Raw genomic sequence first — 14673 nt, forward strand, 5'->3', positions numbered from 1 at the left:
ACGGCGCCACCGCGCGCCGTTCCGTTCACGGAGCGCTGCCCGCATGTCTGACCCGTTGCCCGAAGCCACACCCCGCCCTGCCGAAGCCCCCGCACCGCGCCCGCGCGCACCTGTCGCCGTGGTGGTACTGGCGACGTTGGCGGTTGGCTATACGCTGTGGGCCGCGCAGGAAGTGATCCTGCCGGTGCTGCTGGCGATGTTCTTCGCGCTGATCGGCAACCCCATCATCCGCCTGCTGCAGAAACTGCACCTGCCACGCTTCCTCGGCGCACTGTTGGTGCTGGCGGCAGGCCTGGCCGGCAGCGCCGCGCTGACCGTGCAGCTGGCTGGCCCGGCCACCGAATGGGTGCAGGAAGCGCCTCAGCAGATGCGGCAGATCTCGCGCAAGGTGCAGGACTTCGTCAAGCCGGTACAGCAGGCCAACCTGGCGGCGGAGAGCTTCGCCCGCGCTGCCGGCGGCGAAGGCAACCGCAAGGTGCAGGTGATCCGCACCCAGCTCGACGATCCCTACAAGGCACTGGTGCGCACACCCAAGCTGGCCGCCTCGGCGCTGGCGGTGGTGCTGCTGACCCTGTTCTTCATGATCTATGGCGAAAACCTGCAGCGGCACGTGATCGCGCTGCTGCCCAATCGCCAGCAGAAGCGCTTCACCGCCGAGATACTGCGCTCGATCGAGCGCGAGATATCCCGCTACGTGTTGACCATCACCCTCATCAATGTCGGTCTGGGCCTGATCCTGTCCGGCGTGCTGATGCTGCTCGGCATCGCCCTGCCCGAGGCCCTGCTGTGGGGCACGGTGGCCGCGCTGCTGAATTTCGCCCCGTACGTGGGGCCACTGATCGGCATCGTGCTGATGCTGCTGATGGGCTTCGTCGAATTCCGCGATCCACTGACCGCCCTGCTGCCAGCGCTGGCTTACCTGGCCCTGCATACGCTGGAGGGGCAGCTGATCACGCCCATCGTGCTCGGCCGCCGCATGGCGATCTCGCCGCTGATGCTGATCCTGGCATTGATGCTGTTCGGCTGGCTGTGGGGCATGATCGGCCTGCTGCTGGCAGTGCCGCTGCTGGTCTGCGTGAAGCTGGTGCTGAGCCGCGTGGATGGCATGCACGGCTGGGCCAAGCTGCTGGAATAAGCGCCGCTTTTGTAGGAGCGGCGTCAGCCGCGAAGCTGATGATTCTGCCGCAATCAGCAACGTAGCCCGGGTAAGCGCAGCGCACCCGGGGCCGTTTGCAGACAACGCCAGACATCAGCGCGCGCCCACTTCCCGGGTGCGCTGCGCTTACCCGGGCTACGCCGCTCCAGACATCAGCACGCGCCCACCTCCCGGGTGCGCTGCGCTTACCCGGGCTACGCCGCCGATGATGGACCGGCTTCGCGGCTCACGCCGCTCCCACAAGCAAGATCGGGCAGCCACGGCCCCTACAGGCCCGGCTCATGGGCTTGGCGTAAAATGCCCGGATGAATTTCCCCGTACTCGCCATCACCCTCGATCTGGACGACACCCTGTGGCCGTTCGCCCCCATCGGTGCCCGCATCGACCAGGTGCTGCACGACTGGATGCTGCAGCACAGCCCGGCCACCGCCAGCATGTACCCGGTCGCCGCCATGCGTGAGCTGCGCGAACGCTCGTTCCGCGACAACCCGCATCTGCACTACGACCTCAGCGCCTTGCGCCGGCTGACCCTGGCCGAAGCGCTGGAAAAGAGCGGTGCCAGCATGGACCTGCTCGACCCGGCCTACGAAGCGTTCTACGCCGCGCGCAACCAGGTCGAGTTCTATCCCGACGCACTGGCCGCGCTGCGCCGTATCGCCGCGCGCGTGCCGGTGGCCGCAGTGAGCAACGGCAATGCCGACCTGCAGCGGATTGGCATCGGCGAGTTGTTCGCCTTCCAGCTGGGCTCGCGCGAATTCGGTGCGGCCAAGCCGGACCCAGGCATCTTCCATGCGGCCTGCGAACGCCTTGGCGTTGAGCACGCGCATGTACTGCACGTCGGCGATCACGCCGAGATGGACGTAGCCGGTGCGATGCGCGCCGGCCTGCGTGGTTGCTGGATCAACCGCGAAGAACATTCATGGACCCACACCGAACTGCAGCCTGACCTGCAGTTCGACACCCTGACCGGACTGGCCGACTGGCTGGATGGCAACGCCTCCAACCCGCAGCGCTAAGCCCACGGCCGCCAGCAGACGCAAGAGAACACCATGACCCCGATTACCGCTTACACCACCGATTCCAGCAACGCCCTGCCGCTGTACGTGCTGGACCGCGACGGCTTTGCCGCGTGGAAGGCACAGCAGCCTGCCGCCGTGCAGGCCTGGGCCGCAGCACAACAATTCAACGCCGCGCCAAACAGCGTGCTGTTGTTGCCCGGCGACAACGGCATTGCCGGCGCCGTGCTCGGCGTTGGCGATCATGCCGATGCCTACGCCTACGCGCATGCACCGTTCGCGCTGCCTGCCGGCACCACCTGGCAGGTTGCCAACGCGCTGGACGCCAGCAGCAGCGCCAACCTGCAGATCGGCTGGGGCCTGGGTAGCTACCGCTTCGACCGCTACCGCAAGCTGGCGCGCCCGGCCGCGCAACTGCTGGCAACGCCTGCCGCCGAAGTGCTGGACGTGGTGACCGCCTGCCTGCGCGTGCGCGACTGGGTCAACACGCCGACCGAAGACATGGGCCCGCAGCAGCTGGAAGACGCCGCGCGCGATCTGGTCGAAGCCCATGGCGGCGAGCTGGAAGTGATTGCCGGCGACGAACTGCTGGAAATGAACTTCCCCACCATCCACGCGGTTGGCCGCGCCTCGCATCGCGCGCCGCGCTTGATCGTGCTGCGCTGGGGCAACGCGGGTGCGCCGCATCTGGCGCTGGTCGGCAAGGGCGTGTGCTTCGACACCGGCGGCCTGGACCTGAAGCCGGCCGACGGCATGCGCAACATGAAGAAGGACATGGGCGGTGCCGCCCACGCCATCGCCCTGGCGGGCCTGGTGATGGCGCAGCAGCTGCCGGTGCAGCTGACCCTGGTGGTGGCCGCGGTGGAAAATGCCGTCGGCCCGGATGCCTTCCGTCCCGGCGAAGTGATCACCACCCGCAAGGGCATCACCGTGGAGATCGACAACACAGACGCCGAAGGCCGCCTGGTGCTGTGCGACGCGCTGACCTACGTCAGCGAGCAGAACCCGGACACCATCCTCGATTTCGCCACCCTCACCGGTGCCGCACGCATCGCGCTGGGCCCGGATCTGCCGGCCTTGTTCGCCAATGACGACACCCTGGCCAACCAGTGGTTGCAGGCTGGCGACAGCACCCGCGACCCGGTGTGGCGCATGCCGTTGTGGCGTCCCTACCTGCGCTACCTCAACAGCGGCATTGCCGATCTGGCCAACGCCGGCTCGCGCATGGCCGGTTCGGTGACCGCAGCGCTGTATCTGGAGCGCTTCATCAACGAAGGCCAGATGTGGGCACATCTGGACGTCTACGCCTGGAACGACGGCGAGCGCCCGGGCCGTCCGGCCGGTGGTGAAGCACTGGCATTGCGCTCGGCGTGGGCGATGTTGAAGACGCGTTACGGCGCCTGAGCCAGCCGCTTGTGCCCCCTCCCTTGCGCAAGGCGCAGGGGAGGGTTGGGGAGGGGTGAGCTTTTGCGCTCGATCGGCGTTTGAAGCTTGGCGTGCGTGGATTGATGCAGTTGCCTTGAAGCAACGGCAGAAGCACCCCTCCCCAACCCTCCCCTTGCCTATGGCAAAGGGAGGGAGCAATGCATCAGCCCTTCAGGGCTGCCAGCGACTCCGCCTGCAGGCGCTCATAGATCGCGAACTCGTCGCTGACCGTCGCACCCAGGGCCTGCTCGAAGGCATCGCGGTTGGCACGCGCGGCATAGGCCCGCTGCTCACCGCCGCCGAGGTTGGACTGGAAAATACCCGCCGCACTCACCGGCAGGAAATCCTCATAGATGATCGGGTCAGCGCTGGCGAAACCACGCTCGATCAACACTTCCGCCGGCAAGGCACGGGTTTCCGCATCAGCGGCAAGGCCCGCATCGGTCAGGCTGTAGCGGTAATAACCCAGGCCTTCGCGGCGCAGCGTCGCATGGTCATCCGGGAACGCGGCGAACGCACTCTGCAGGCGCTGCATGTAGTCGCCACCGGCACTGCCTTCGCCGCCACGTGCCTGCGCAAGCAGGGCGTCGTACAGGTCACGACCCTTCGGCGTCAGCGCAAGACCGCGCTGTTCGATCTCACCGAAGCGCGCGGTGTGGGTGCCGGCTTCGTTGTCGACCCCCGACGGGAAATGCACCATTTCCTCCAGCGCCTTGAAGCTGGTCTGGCGCAGCAGGATGGCGCAGTCGCGGCGCGGTGGGCCTTCGATCACGGCCTTTGCCGCCAGACCACGCTCATGCATCGCCGCCTGTGCCGCATCGATGTCCAGCGTGCGCGGGGTGAGGTGGTTGATATGCGGGCCACGGAAACTGACCACGTCGGCGACCAGGCGATGCGCACCGTGCAGGGCGTGATAGGTCTCCAGCGACACGGTGGCTTCGTTGTGCCAGCGGAAGGTTTCCAGCGACTCGACGACGAAGCGCCAGGCATCGTCTTCGCTCAAGCCACCATCGCGCTCGCACTGCTCGATCAGCTGCAGCGCGCCAGCGGTGAAGATATTGCGGCGGGCCAGGATCTCGGCGGCCTGCTCACGCAGTGCGGCGTCTTCGATCAACTCCAGCCGCAGCAGCGAGGTGAACACACGGAACGGGTTGCGGTTCAAGGACTCGCCATCTACCGGCCGGAACGCGGTGGAATGCACCGGTACACCGGCCACCGACAGATCGTAATAGCCCACCGGCTGCATGCCCATCACCGCGAACAGGCGGCCAAGCGTGGCCAGCTCCTGCGCGGTGCCGACACGGATCGCGCCATGGCGCTCGACGTCCAGGCGCTCGCGTTCGCCACTGCGCTGCATCTGCGCGGCCAGTTCTGGCTGCGCGGCGAGGACGTCGGCGTTGATCGCGCCAACCAGTTCCACCAGCGTGCCGTACAACGGCACTTCGGTGCGGTACATATGCGACATCGCCTGCGAGAACAGGCTGCGGATGTGATCGGGCGAAACGAAACGGTCGGCGGTCATGACAAAGCGCTTTGACGCGAAATCGAAGGAACGCCATTTTCGCCCGGAATCGCCCCCTGCGCCTATCTGCAGGGCAGCAAATACCGTCGCGGTTTACTCCCCGGTGCTCTTGCGCGCTGCCGCCTCGCGCTGGGCGCGGTCGCCGAGCTGCCGCTGCAGCAGCGGATCCAGCGTTATCGGCCGGTCCCAGTGGTCGAAACTGGCGACGATGGCGTGCCGCAGGGCCCGCCAGCGCAGGTTGTCCGGGGCCGGCTGCAGGCCAGCCAACACCTCTTTCCAGCTGGCCTCGGGCTGCTGTGCGCGGGCCTTCACCGCGGTACGACAGTTGCTGCCGTTGAGCTTGCCCCAGAAGCAGGCCAGATAGACATCGCCGGGCTTCCAGCCATGGTCCTGCAGCAATGCCTGCACATAGCCCGGGCGGGCACTGGCATAACGCGCCAACTCATCGACGAAGGCCTCCGGGTAGCGCACGGCATAGGCGTTGATATCGACCAGTTGCTTGTCCACCCAGGCGTCACCGGTGGCCGGCGCGTAGACCTCGGCCACCGCTGCCGTTGCCGGCTGTTGCGCCAACAACAGCAAGGGCAGCACGGCAGCTGCCAGCAATCCAAACCGCAGCAGCAAGCCTGTGCGACGTGGAGATTGCCGGGAGCCTGCCGCGCTCACCTCAGTTGCCTTGCGCTGCTGCAGCCTGCGCGGCGACGGCGCGCACCGCTTCCGGCCACTGGTGGGCGGTATCGGCGTGGTGCAGGCGCGGTTCTTCCGCGGAGACACCGTGCTCGGCCTCATGCGCCCAGGTCATCGCGTAGGGGGTATGGATGCCCCAACCGCCCAGACCCAGCACCGGTTCGATATCCGAGCGCAGCGAATTGCCGACCATCACGAAGCGCTCGGCCGGCATGTTGAACTCGGCCAATACCTTGGCGTAGGTCGACTGGTCCTTCTCCGAGATGATCTCGATGCGCGGGAACAGGTCCAGCAGACCGGAACGCTCGATCTTCTGCTCCTGATGGAACAGATCGCCCTTGGTGATCAGCACCACCGGGTACTCGGCGGCGATAGCCGCCACGGCTTCGCGGACGCCATCGATGACATCCACCGGATGCTCAAGCGTGCGGCGGCCGATCTCGACGATCTGGCGCAGGTCGTGCGCGGAGATCTTCTCGTCGGTAAGCTCGATGGCGGCTTCCAGCATCGACAGGGTCATGCCCTTGGCGCCGTAGCCGAACACGGCCAGGTTGCGCCGCTGCACCTTGAGCAGATGCTGGGCGGTGCCGGCGTCATGCAGGTCGATGTAGTTGCTGAGGATCAGGCCAAATTCGTGCTCGGCCTTCTGGTAATAGTCTTCGCTCTTCCAGAGCGTGTCATCGCCGTCGAAGCCGACCAGGCCGATGGCGGAGGGGGAAGTCTGCGTGTTCATGCCACACAGGATAGCAATCTGCCCCGCGGTGAATAGGGGATCGCGTCTGCAAGGCGCGGTTTTGTTGGCTGGTTTGACAGCTCGAGCAAAGTGCAACGGCAAGAGCCCCCTCCCCAGCCCTCCCCTGCGCTGTGCGCAAGGGAGGGAGCGAACCGCGCAAACTGCTGGTTCATCGCGCAATGCCGCTTCTACCCCCTCCCTTGCGTGTAGCGCAGGGGAGGGTTGGGGAGGGGTGCTCTTCGAGCCCTACCCGGTTATCAATCAATTCTTATGCGCAGCCGCATAAGCCCGGTACTCATCCGGCGTCAGCTTGCCGTCCTTGTCACTGTCCGCCTCATCAAACACCTGGGCCAGGCCAGCATTGGCCTGCGACTCGGTCTTGCTGATGGCGCCATCACCATCGGCATCCACATCTGCCCAACTCTGGCCGCCTCCAGCCGCAGCCGAGGCCTTGGCGGCGCTGCTTGATGCACTGGCAGCAGCGTTCTGCGCCTGTTCTGCCGAATCCTGTGCCTGCGCAGCCTGTGCCTGCGCGGCGGCGGCCTGATCCTGTGCATCCTGCGCCATTGCCGGCAGTGCAAGCGCGGAACCTACGATGGCAACCAGGGCGAACAGCGGAGTGCGATTACGTACGGTCATCAGGTCTTCCTCGTGTGTTGGCTAAAGCGCGGAAATTCCGCACGCCCCAACCCTGACAAGTCGCGCCTGAATCGCTTGCACCCCAAGAAACCGCAGCGAACATCCTGTTAACCACCTGCACCGGATCAGCGGTTACCACCCCTGTTAGCCGTGCATGAAGTGAAAGTAAGCCACTGATTAGAGCGTTCCAAGCATCGTGCTTATCGATGCGATGCCGGCGCCTCAAGCATCATGCGTGATGTCAGCCAGCGGTTGCCGCGAACTGAACAACAACCAACCCAGGCCGACGCCAACGGCTACGCCGATCAACTCGAACAGCACGCGCGTGCCCAGCTGGTCCGGGTCATGGATGGAAGCCAGCGCCAATCTGGCGTACAGCGGCGACTGCAGGTTGACCATGCCCAGCGAAAACAGCTTCCAGCCATCCACGCCGGCAGCGATGGCCGCCGCTATCAGCGCGGAATAGGCGATGGCGTGGCCGTGCCGCAGCCCGGCACGCCGGCACACCTGCCACCACAGCGCAAACACCACAAAGCCGATCGCCAAGGCGATCAAGCCAGCTTCCAGCGAGCCGAGCAGGCCGTAATGCAGAACCAGATTCATGGGCGCAGCGCGGTCCATTCAGGGAACCGCAGTCTAACCGCCCCTGCCCCGTTCAACGCACCGGGAAATCGTAGGCGGTGGTCGGCGTTGGCTCGGGCTTGAAGGTGTAATGCCACCATTCCATTGGATAGTTGGCAAACCCCTGCGCCTGCATCGCATCCAGCAGCAGCTGCCGGTTCTGCTTCTGCAACGCGCTGATATCAGGATTGGCGGTATGCGCCAGCACATCGAAGCGATCGAAACCGGTGCCCATGTCCAGGGCGGCGCACGGCATGCTGCGGCAATCCTGCACGCCCAGATCCACCGTCGCCGCCCGGCTATGGCCCGAGGTTTCGGCGATGTAGCCGTCGAGCAGGCGGCTCTTGTCGATGTTGGGGTAATAGCGCTGCTTGGCGATCTGATCCTTGGCATCGTGTACCCAGGCGACGAACGAGGTCACCGAGTGCACCGGCCGGTAGCAGTCAAACACCTGCAGTCGATAACCCTGCGCGCGCAGTCCGCGCTGCACCCGCGCCAAGGCCTGCGCCGCCGGCTGCAGCAGATAGCAACGCGGTGCTTCATAGCCGGGAACGACGCGCCCGGTGAAGTTGTCGGTGCCGGCGTAGCGGATATCCAGGGCGATGTCCGGGGCCAGCGTGGTGACATCAACGATGCCTGCCTGTGCCGGCGTCTTTGCCGGCGATACCTGCACCTGCTGGGCAGGCGCGGTGAACGGCAACAGTGCCAGCAACAACGGCAACGATTTAGTGGCAATCGCCACGGCGTTGGAATTCCAGATCGGGGTAGTCATAGCTGAAGTCGATATCCGGGTCGATGGCACGTAGATGCAGCAGCGGTTGTTGCGTGTCGGCGGAAAATTCCAGCCAAGCATCGGCATCTTCGCCCAATCCCTGCCAGGCCACATACCAGTGTTCACCGGCACGCATCACCTGCCCGGTCATGCGCGGCGACTTGAGGGAGGCGAACTGCAGCTTGCCATCACGCGGGCACAAAGACACCTCGCCGAACCACGGGTCCTCCCAGATGCCTGCCTTGCTGCCGAACTCCGCCGAAGTGGCCGCACGTGCCATCGACAATGCGGGGCGCACGTGCCCTGCCGAACGACGCTGGGCGGCGGCGCCATCAATCAACCTGGCGTAATGCAGCACGTCATTGTTCGCCGCCGGTGCGGTGTAATGCTTGAGCATGGCCTGCATCAGCGCCGTGCGTGCGTCTTCGACCTCACCGTTGATCAGGATCACCACGCCGGTTTTGCGATCCGGCAGCAAGGCCAGCGAGGAATACATGCCGGACAAGGTGCCGGTATGCGCGACCTTCCACTGCCCATCCATATCCGACAGACGCCAGCCATAGCCATAGGCGTAGAAGTGCGTGTTGTCCCAGTCGCGCAGGCGTTGGCTGATCGGCATCGGCATATGTGCGGTCCATAGCGCACGCCGCTGGGTCGCATCCAGCCACCCCGGTGCCTGCGCCGGGTCCAGCAGCACCTGCATCCAGCGCAACATGTCGTTGAGGCTGCAGCGGATACCGCCGGCAGCCATCGATGGGAAATCGGTGACCTGTGCAGGATCGCGTTCGTCGGCGATATTGCGCTTGCCATCACGATGATGCGGCTGCGCGATATTGCCGAGCGCCGCGGGTGACCACGCGCCTACCTGGCAGCGCTGCATGCCCAGCGGCTGGAAGATTTCCTCGCGCACCAACTTTGCGTATGGCATTCCGCCCGCAGCAGCGGCGACTTCACCAGCCACCACATACATGAGGTTGTCGTAGGCGTACTCGCTACGGAAGCTGCCAGTCGGCTTCAGATGCGCCAAGCCGGCAATGATGTCCTCGCGATCAAAGTTGTTCGGTTCGGGCCACAACATCAGGTCGCCAGCGCCCAGGCCGAGGCCGCTGTTGTGGATCAGCAGATCGCGCACCTGCATGTTGCGCGTCACCCACGGGTCTTGCATGCGGAACTGCGGCAAGTGCCTGGTAACGGGATCATCCCAACGCAACTTGCCCGCCTGCACCAAGCGCGCCAGTACCGCAGCGGTCATCGCCTTGGTGTTGGAGGCGATCTTGAACAGGCTGTCGTCGTTGATTGCAGCGCCCTCGCCTGCGGCCAGTTCGCCGCGGGTGATACGTCGCACCACCTTGCCGTCCTCGATCACGCCCACCGCTATTCCGGGAAGCTGATAGCGCTGCACCGCCTGCTCGACCAACGCGTCCATCCGCGCGTTGTTGGCATCAGCGGCGAGCACCGGGCTTGCCGCAAGCACGGCAGCGATGGCCAACAGCAGTTTCAATCGCATCATCACTCTCCACAAAAGCGAACGGCCCGCCGAAGCGGGCCGTTCTCACACACTACGTCAGAAGTTCCAGGTCACGACCAGATTGGTGTAACGCGGTGCCTGCCAGTTGGTTCCCTCGCCGAAGTAAGACATCTTCGTCCCCGGCGTGCTCTCGTAGCGGGAGTGCACGTTGACCACCGTCTGCCGGTTGAGCAGGTTGTAGACCGACAAACGCGCCGTCAGGTCCACCCCCTCCACCGGCAAGGTCCACATAACGCTGGCACCGAGATCGATCACCCACGGCATGCGACCGAATGCACCGCGCCCGGAGTACTCCAACTCGCGGTTGGCCCAATCCGAACAATTTGCTTTGCACAGCCAACCGGAGCCACCGCCACTGTACTCACCCGGACCACCGGCATTGCGATTGTCGTTCGGCCAGACCACGCCGAATGCTGTGATCGGGCCACCCGAACGGGCCGACAGCGTGCTGCCGAAGGACCACTGCTCGTTCAATTTGTACGCACCACGCAGCTTGAACTGGTGACGAGCGTCATTGAAGGTCACGCCAAAGCGCTCATTGACCGCAGGATGATCGTAGTACTGCACCAGATTGGTGTCGTTGTAGCCGGTATCCGAATTCACCGGCCCTTCGATATTGCCTTCGCTCTTGGACAACAGATAACTGGCATTGAACGACCACTTGTCATTCCATGCACGGTCGATCTGGAACTCCAGCGCCTTGTAGGTACGCTTGGGACGCTTGTAACCCATGATGGCGCCGCTGCCCAAGGCCTTGTAGCCATCTGTGGACGAATCGAGGTTCACCCAGCTGTTGGTAGTCGGGCACCACAGCTGATTGGTTTCACCCGGGTTGATGATCGGCCACTTACCCGAGGAGTACCAGTCGCAGCCCTCCACATGGTTGATGCGCGCATCTTCCACGGCGCGCGTCATGCGACGGTAGGTGGCATTGACGCCGTACGACCATTCCTCGTTGATCGCCTGCTGGAAACCGAGGATGTACTCATCCTGGAATACCTGCTTCAGATCACGCGCCACCGCCGTGCGAACGTCCGTCGGCGCCGGGGCGTTGCCTTCGGTGTTGACCGGGCCGATCTGCTGGCCGAGCACCGGAACCTTGTACGTGCCTCCGTTTGCGCTCTGCTTCTCTTCCCAACCGTTGAACGCGTAGTAGGTATGTTCGTCGGTGGTACCACCACCGAAGTAGTCGGTGAGCTTGTTGGTCAGCGGGGTGTAGTAACGACCCGCGTTGCCGAACACCTTCATTGAGCCATCACCCTTGACGTCCCAGCTGAAGCCGAGGCGCGGCGAGATCATGTCATTGAACTTGGATTTGGCGAAGGTGGCGCCAGAGGCCAGCTTGTTGTGAAACTGGTCGAAACGCACGCCGAGGTTAAGCAGCAGGTTCGGGGTGACGTTCCAGTTGTCTTCAAGATAGAACGCCTGTGCCTTGGTGCTGACCGGCGCACCGGTGACCTTGTAGCGCGCATCAATGATATCGGTGACGCCTGCAGGCAGCACCACGCCGTTGACGGAGCTCCCCGGGTCTACCGACAGCACCTGATAGGTGGAGCCATCGCCCGGGTAAAGCGTCGAGCTGACCGAATCCATCACCTCTTGATCCAGACCAAACCGAACGAGGTGATCGCCCAGTGTCCACTCAAAATCCAAGCGCGCCGCTTCACGCTTGTCTTGACGGTTGCTGATGGCACTATTGGTCGGGTGGCAACCCACGCCTTCCTGTTCGCCATATATCTTGGTGTAGCTGGACGCCACCGTGATGATGCTGCAGTCGCCATCCGCCGGACTATCGCTCACAGCGCTGCGTTTGTTGACGCCGTACATCGCCTTGGCGACGAAATTGTCGGTCAGATGGCCGGTGTAGGTCAGCGACCAGTTATCGCCGCCGGAGGAACCACTGCTCTGGCCGCTGGACTCACCGAAAATATTGGTGCTCCAATCGTAGTCGTCGTAGCTCGTGGTCACCGAATCCGTCTTGTCGGAGAACGCAAGCAGCTCGAGCTGATGGTTGTCGCTGATACGCCAATCAAGCTTGGTACCCCAGAAATCGTTGTTGCTCTTGGTCTTCCAGGCTTCGGAGTTATCGAGGTCCTGCGACTTGCTGTCGCGGTTCTCATACATCGCGAAGAAGAACAGCTTGTCCTGCATGATCGGACCGGACGCCCATACATTGGTCTTCGTCAGCGGAGCACGATCGCGACTGGTGCGGTTACGCTCGTCGATGGTGCCATCGCTGTGGAAATGATCCTTCTTCTCCGAAGCCCATGCCGACGGCTCCATGGTGACCTGCACACCGCCCTTGAACTCGTTGCCGCCCGAACGGGTGATGGCATTGATGACGCCACCGGTGCTGCGGCCGAACTCGGCCGAATAGCCGCCGGTCTTGATCTGGAACTCTTCATAGAAGTTGAAGGGAACCGTCGAGAAACCTTGGCGACGATAGGGATCGGTAACGTTCAATCCGTTGATGTAGGCCACGTTTTCAGCCACGGAGGAACCACCAAAGCTCAAGCCACCAAAGCTCGAGCCGGAGTCCACCACGCCTGGTGCCAGCAAGGCGACCGCCGCCACGCTCTGATCCACCGGCATGCGCGCCAGTTCTTCGCGTTTGATGTTGAACGAGGATTCGGTCGAGTAGACGTCGACCCGGTTGACGATCTTGGAACCGGTGACCTGCACCGAGTCCAGGGTCACCGCGTTGCCTGCTCCACCACCACCCAGATTGACGTTGGTGGTGCCGCCCAGCGACACGTTGACTGCCACCGGCTCCTTGTCGACTTCCCCGTCCCGCTTGACCTGCAGGCTGTAGTCGCCCACCGGCAGCTGGCTCAGGCGATACGAGCCATCAGCGCCTACGGTTACGGTACGGGTCAAACCCGTCGCTTTGTTCACCACGGTGATCTGGTCACCGGAGTTTGCGCGGCCGGCAATCGCACCGTTCGCACTCTGTGCCATCACGCTCGGCGCCATCACGCCAAGACAGGCACCCAATGCGACGGTCAACGCCGCTCTTTTCAACATTTTCCTGTTCATCCCCTGCTCTCTCCTGCAGACGTAAATCGATAAGTAAGACAACGGTTACGACGTTCTATTACTTGGACTCCGGCGCCAGAACCTGCGACTGGAAGTCGTATTGCCACTGGTTGAAGTAAAGGTTCCCCCCTTCCCACTCAACCTCACCTCGTTGCAGATCAACGGTCTCCGAACGGAAGTGCTGCTTGGCAGGCACGAACGCGCGTGAGTAGTCATCGTTGAACGCGATGCGGTAGGCATCCAGCCCGCCGAAATAGAAATTGCGTTGTTCGGGCTGGTCGCTGTCCAGTGCGCCCGTGCTTACATCCATCGGCACCCAGCCATAGGGCGCAAGATAAAGCGCGCCCCAATCGTGCAGGTTGTTGTAGCCGACCTCGTTGTCCGAATACACCATGCCCGACTGCCAGCGCGCCGGGATGCCGTTCATGCGCAGCAGCGAGATCAGCAGCAAGGTCTGCTGGCCACAGTCGGCATGCCCGGCATGCAGCGCGTAGTCGGAGATATTGCTGATCGTCGAATACTCGCGGGCGCCGCCCCACGGAATCGCGTCGACCGCATCGAACAGTTTCTTGGCGACGCGGTAGGGATTGGTTTCATTGCCCACCGCTTTGCGCGAGAACTCCCGCATGGCGGGGGTGAACACCACATGCGGCGCGCGCTCGGCCAGATACGGCGCAAGCGCTGGGTCCCGCGGTGTTGGCAGCACCTTGTCCGGGTCGATGATGAAACGACGCGCGGAGATGGTGAGCTCGTAACTCACCGAAAACTCGGTGGGAGTGCCGGCCACGGCCTTGCGCTCGAGATAGGCGGTGCGCTGCAGCGTGTCTTCGGGTGCGATCTGCGCGCCCCGCGGCACGCTGGACAGCCATTGGATGTTGTCCTGCTGGCCGGGTATGGACCGCGGATACGGCAGCCAGGCACGCACCGTCTTCCCCGCCGGCACCGCATCGGCGTCGACCTTGATGGACTGGGTGATGCGCACCCGCCGCGGGCTGATGCTGGTCTGGCCGCTCTGCTCCGATGCCTTGATCACCTCGATATGGTGCGAGCCCAGCCGCTCATACGGACCCGGGCGGGAAACCCGCTTGTCCGGCGACCGCCGGTTGGAGGCCTCGGCACTGAACAGGAACAGATTGTTCGGTGCGCGCTTGAACCAGCGGCGCTGGCCGTCGATATCCAGGTGCTCGATCAGGCCGGCGTCATCCCAGGCCTTGAATTCTTCATCACGCAGATCCGGTACCGACCTGCGCACCGCGGCTTTGGCCTGCACTTCGTCCAAGGTGAAATCCAGGCGGATGCGGCGCATGCGTTCCTGCTGGAACAGGTAGGCGGCGCGACTGTCGGCATCGGTGCCGGGTGCTGCCAGTGCCTTGTCGATCTCGGCCTGCGCGCCAGCAAAATCGCCACGGTCCACACGCGCCGTCAACCCGGGCAGCGCCGTCAATGGCGCCTCACCGGCATAGGCAATCCAGGCCACGCTCATGCACAAGGCAGAGGCGAGGACCGTGCGGGCGAACGGGACGCAGGCAAAGCGGGCA

At 63.9% G+C, this 14673-nt stretch carries 12 protein-coding genes; 3 read left to right on the forward strand and 9 right to left on the reverse strand.

Translation table 11 applies throughout. The annotated features are described in order from the left end of the window. The first annotated feature begins 43 nt into the window (after positions 1-43). The 3 genes from AC13FW_RS11885 (at position 44) to AC13FW_RS11895 (ending at position 3576) form a co-directional block, all read left to right on the forward strand. The gene (locus AC13FW_RS11885) at positions 44-1135 is read left to right on the forward strand and encodes an AI-2E family transporter (RefSeq protein WP_282271313.1); all 1092 of its coding nucleotides are present in this window, start codon (positions 44-46) and stop codon (positions 1133-1135) included. A gap of 326 nt (positions 1136-1461) precedes the next feature. Then, positions 1462-2172: an HAD family hydrolase gene (locus tag AC13FW_RS11890; RefSeq protein WP_482989184.1), complete on the forward strand. Its 711-nt coding sequence runs from the start codon at positions 1462-1464 to the stop codon at positions 2170-2172. Between the two features lie 33 nt (positions 2173-2205). Beyond that, the gene (locus AC13FW_RS11895) at positions 2206-3576 is read left to right on the forward strand and encodes a leucyl aminopeptidase family protein (protein ID WP_482989185.1); all 1371 of its coding nucleotides are present in this window, start codon (positions 2206-2208) and stop codon (positions 3574-3576) included. A 184-nt stretch (positions 3577-3760) separates the two neighbouring features. Here the strand turns inward: AC13FW_RS11895 and hglS are convergent, their stop codons facing one another. The 9 genes from hglS to AC13FW_RS11940 form a co-directional block, all read right to left on the reverse strand. Next, a complete protein-coding gene (hglS, locus tag AC13FW_RS11900) occupies positions 3761-5119 on the reverse strand; it encodes a 2-oxoadipate dioxygenase/decarboxylase HglS (RefSeq protein WP_482989186.1) in 1359 nt (452 codons plus the stop codon). A gap of 93 nt (positions 5120-5212) precedes the next feature. Next, positions 5213-5725 (reverse strand): hypothetical protein, encoded by a 513-nt coding sequence (locus tag AC13FW_RS11905; protein ID WP_482989187.1) that lies wholly within the window; start codon positions 5723-5725, stop codon positions 5213-5215. A 61-nt stretch (positions 5726-5786) separates the two neighbouring features. Next, positions 5787-6539, reverse strand: a complete 753-nt coding sequence (locus tag AC13FW_RS11910; RefSeq protein WP_282273261.1) for an HAD family hydrolase — start codon at positions 6537-6539, stop codon at positions 5787-5789. Between the two features lie 261 nt (positions 6540-6800). After that, positions 6801-7178, reverse strand: coding sequence for an EF-hand domain-containing protein (locus AC13FW_RS11915; RefSeq protein ID WP_282270757.1), 378 nt, complete (start codon positions 7176-7178; stop codon positions 6801-6803). A gap of 222 nt (positions 7179-7400) precedes the next feature. Next, positions 7401-7781, reverse strand: a complete 381-nt coding sequence (locus tag AC13FW_RS11920; RefSeq protein WP_482989188.1) for a hypothetical protein — start codon at positions 7779-7781, stop codon at positions 7401-7403. A 52-nt stretch (positions 7782-7833) separates the two neighbouring features. Beyond that, complete coding sequence (locus AC13FW_RS11925) at positions 7834-8571, reverse strand: M15 family metallopeptidase (protein WP_482989189.1); 738 nt, start codon at positions 8569-8571, stop codon at positions 7834-7836. Then, positions 8525-10078 (reverse strand): serine hydrolase domain-containing protein, encoded by a 1554-nt coding sequence (locus AC13FW_RS11930; protein ID WP_482989190.1) that lies wholly within the window; start codon positions 10076-10078, stop codon positions 8525-8527. The genes AC13FW_RS11925 and AC13FW_RS11930 overlap by 47 nt, the downstream gene beginning before the upstream one ends. A gap of 57 nt (positions 10079-10135) precedes the next feature. Further along, on the reverse strand, positions 10136-13135 hold the full coding sequence (locus tag AC13FW_RS11935) for a TonB-dependent receptor (RefSeq protein ID WP_482989191.1): 3000 nt from the start codon (positions 13133-13135) through the stop codon (positions 10136-10138). Positions 13136-13193: 58 nt separating this feature from the next. Further along, on the reverse strand, positions 13194-14618 hold the full coding sequence (locus tag AC13FW_RS11940; RefSeq protein WP_482989214.1) for a transglutaminase-like domain-containing protein: 1425 nt from the start codon (positions 14616-14618) through the stop codon (positions 13194-13196). Positions 14619-14673: the final 55 nt, after the last annotated feature.

The sequence above is a fragment of the Stenotrophomonas sp. 21LCFQ19 genome, assembly GCF_056861425.1.

Excerpts from the sequence above, each read along its gene's own strand:
- AC13FW_RS11885 (WP_282271313.1), top strand. The coding sequence starts at position 44 with ATGTCTGACCCGTTGCCCGAAGCCACACCCCGCCCTGCCGAAGCCCCC.
- AC13FW_RS11890 (WP_482989184.1), top strand. The coding sequence starts at position 1,462 with ATGAATTTCCCCGTACTCGCCATCACCCTCGATCTGGACGACACCCTG.
- AC13FW_RS11895 (WP_482989185.1), top strand. The coding sequence starts at position 2,206 with ATGACCCCGATTACCGCTTACACCACCGATTCCAGCAACGCCCTGCCG.
- hglS (WP_482989186.1), bottom strand. The coding sequence starts at position 5,119 with ATGACCGCCGACCGTTTCGTTTCGCCCGATCACATCCGCAGCCTGTTC.
- AC13FW_RS11910 (WP_282273261.1), bottom strand. The coding sequence starts at position 6,539 with ATGAACACGCAGACTTCCCCCTCCGCCATCGGCCTGGTCGGCTTCGAC.
- AC13FW_RS11915 (WP_282270757.1), bottom strand. The coding sequence starts at position 7,178 with ATGACCGTACGTAATCGCACTCCGCTGTTCGCCCTGGTTGCCATCGTA.
- AC13FW_RS11920 (WP_482989188.1), bottom strand. The coding sequence starts at position 7,781 with ATGAATCTGGTTCTGCATTACGGCCTGCTCGGCTCGCTGGAAGCTGGC.
- AC13FW_RS11925 (WP_482989189.1), bottom strand. The coding sequence starts at position 8,571 with ATGACTACCCCGATCTGGAATTCCAACGCCGTGGCGATTGCCACTAAA.
- AC13FW_RS11930 (WP_482989190.1), bottom strand. The coding sequence starts at position 10,078 with ATGCGATTGAAACTGCTGTTGGCCATCGCTGCCGTGCTTGCGGCAAGC.
- AC13FW_RS11935 (WP_482989191.1), bottom strand. The coding sequence starts at position 13,135 with ATGAACAGGAAAATGTTGAAAAGAGCGGCGTTGACCGTCGCATTGGGT.
- AC13FW_RS11940 (WP_482989214.1), bottom strand. The coding sequence starts at position 14,618 with ATGAGCGTGGCCTGGATTGCCTATGCCGGTGAGGCGCCATTGACGGCG.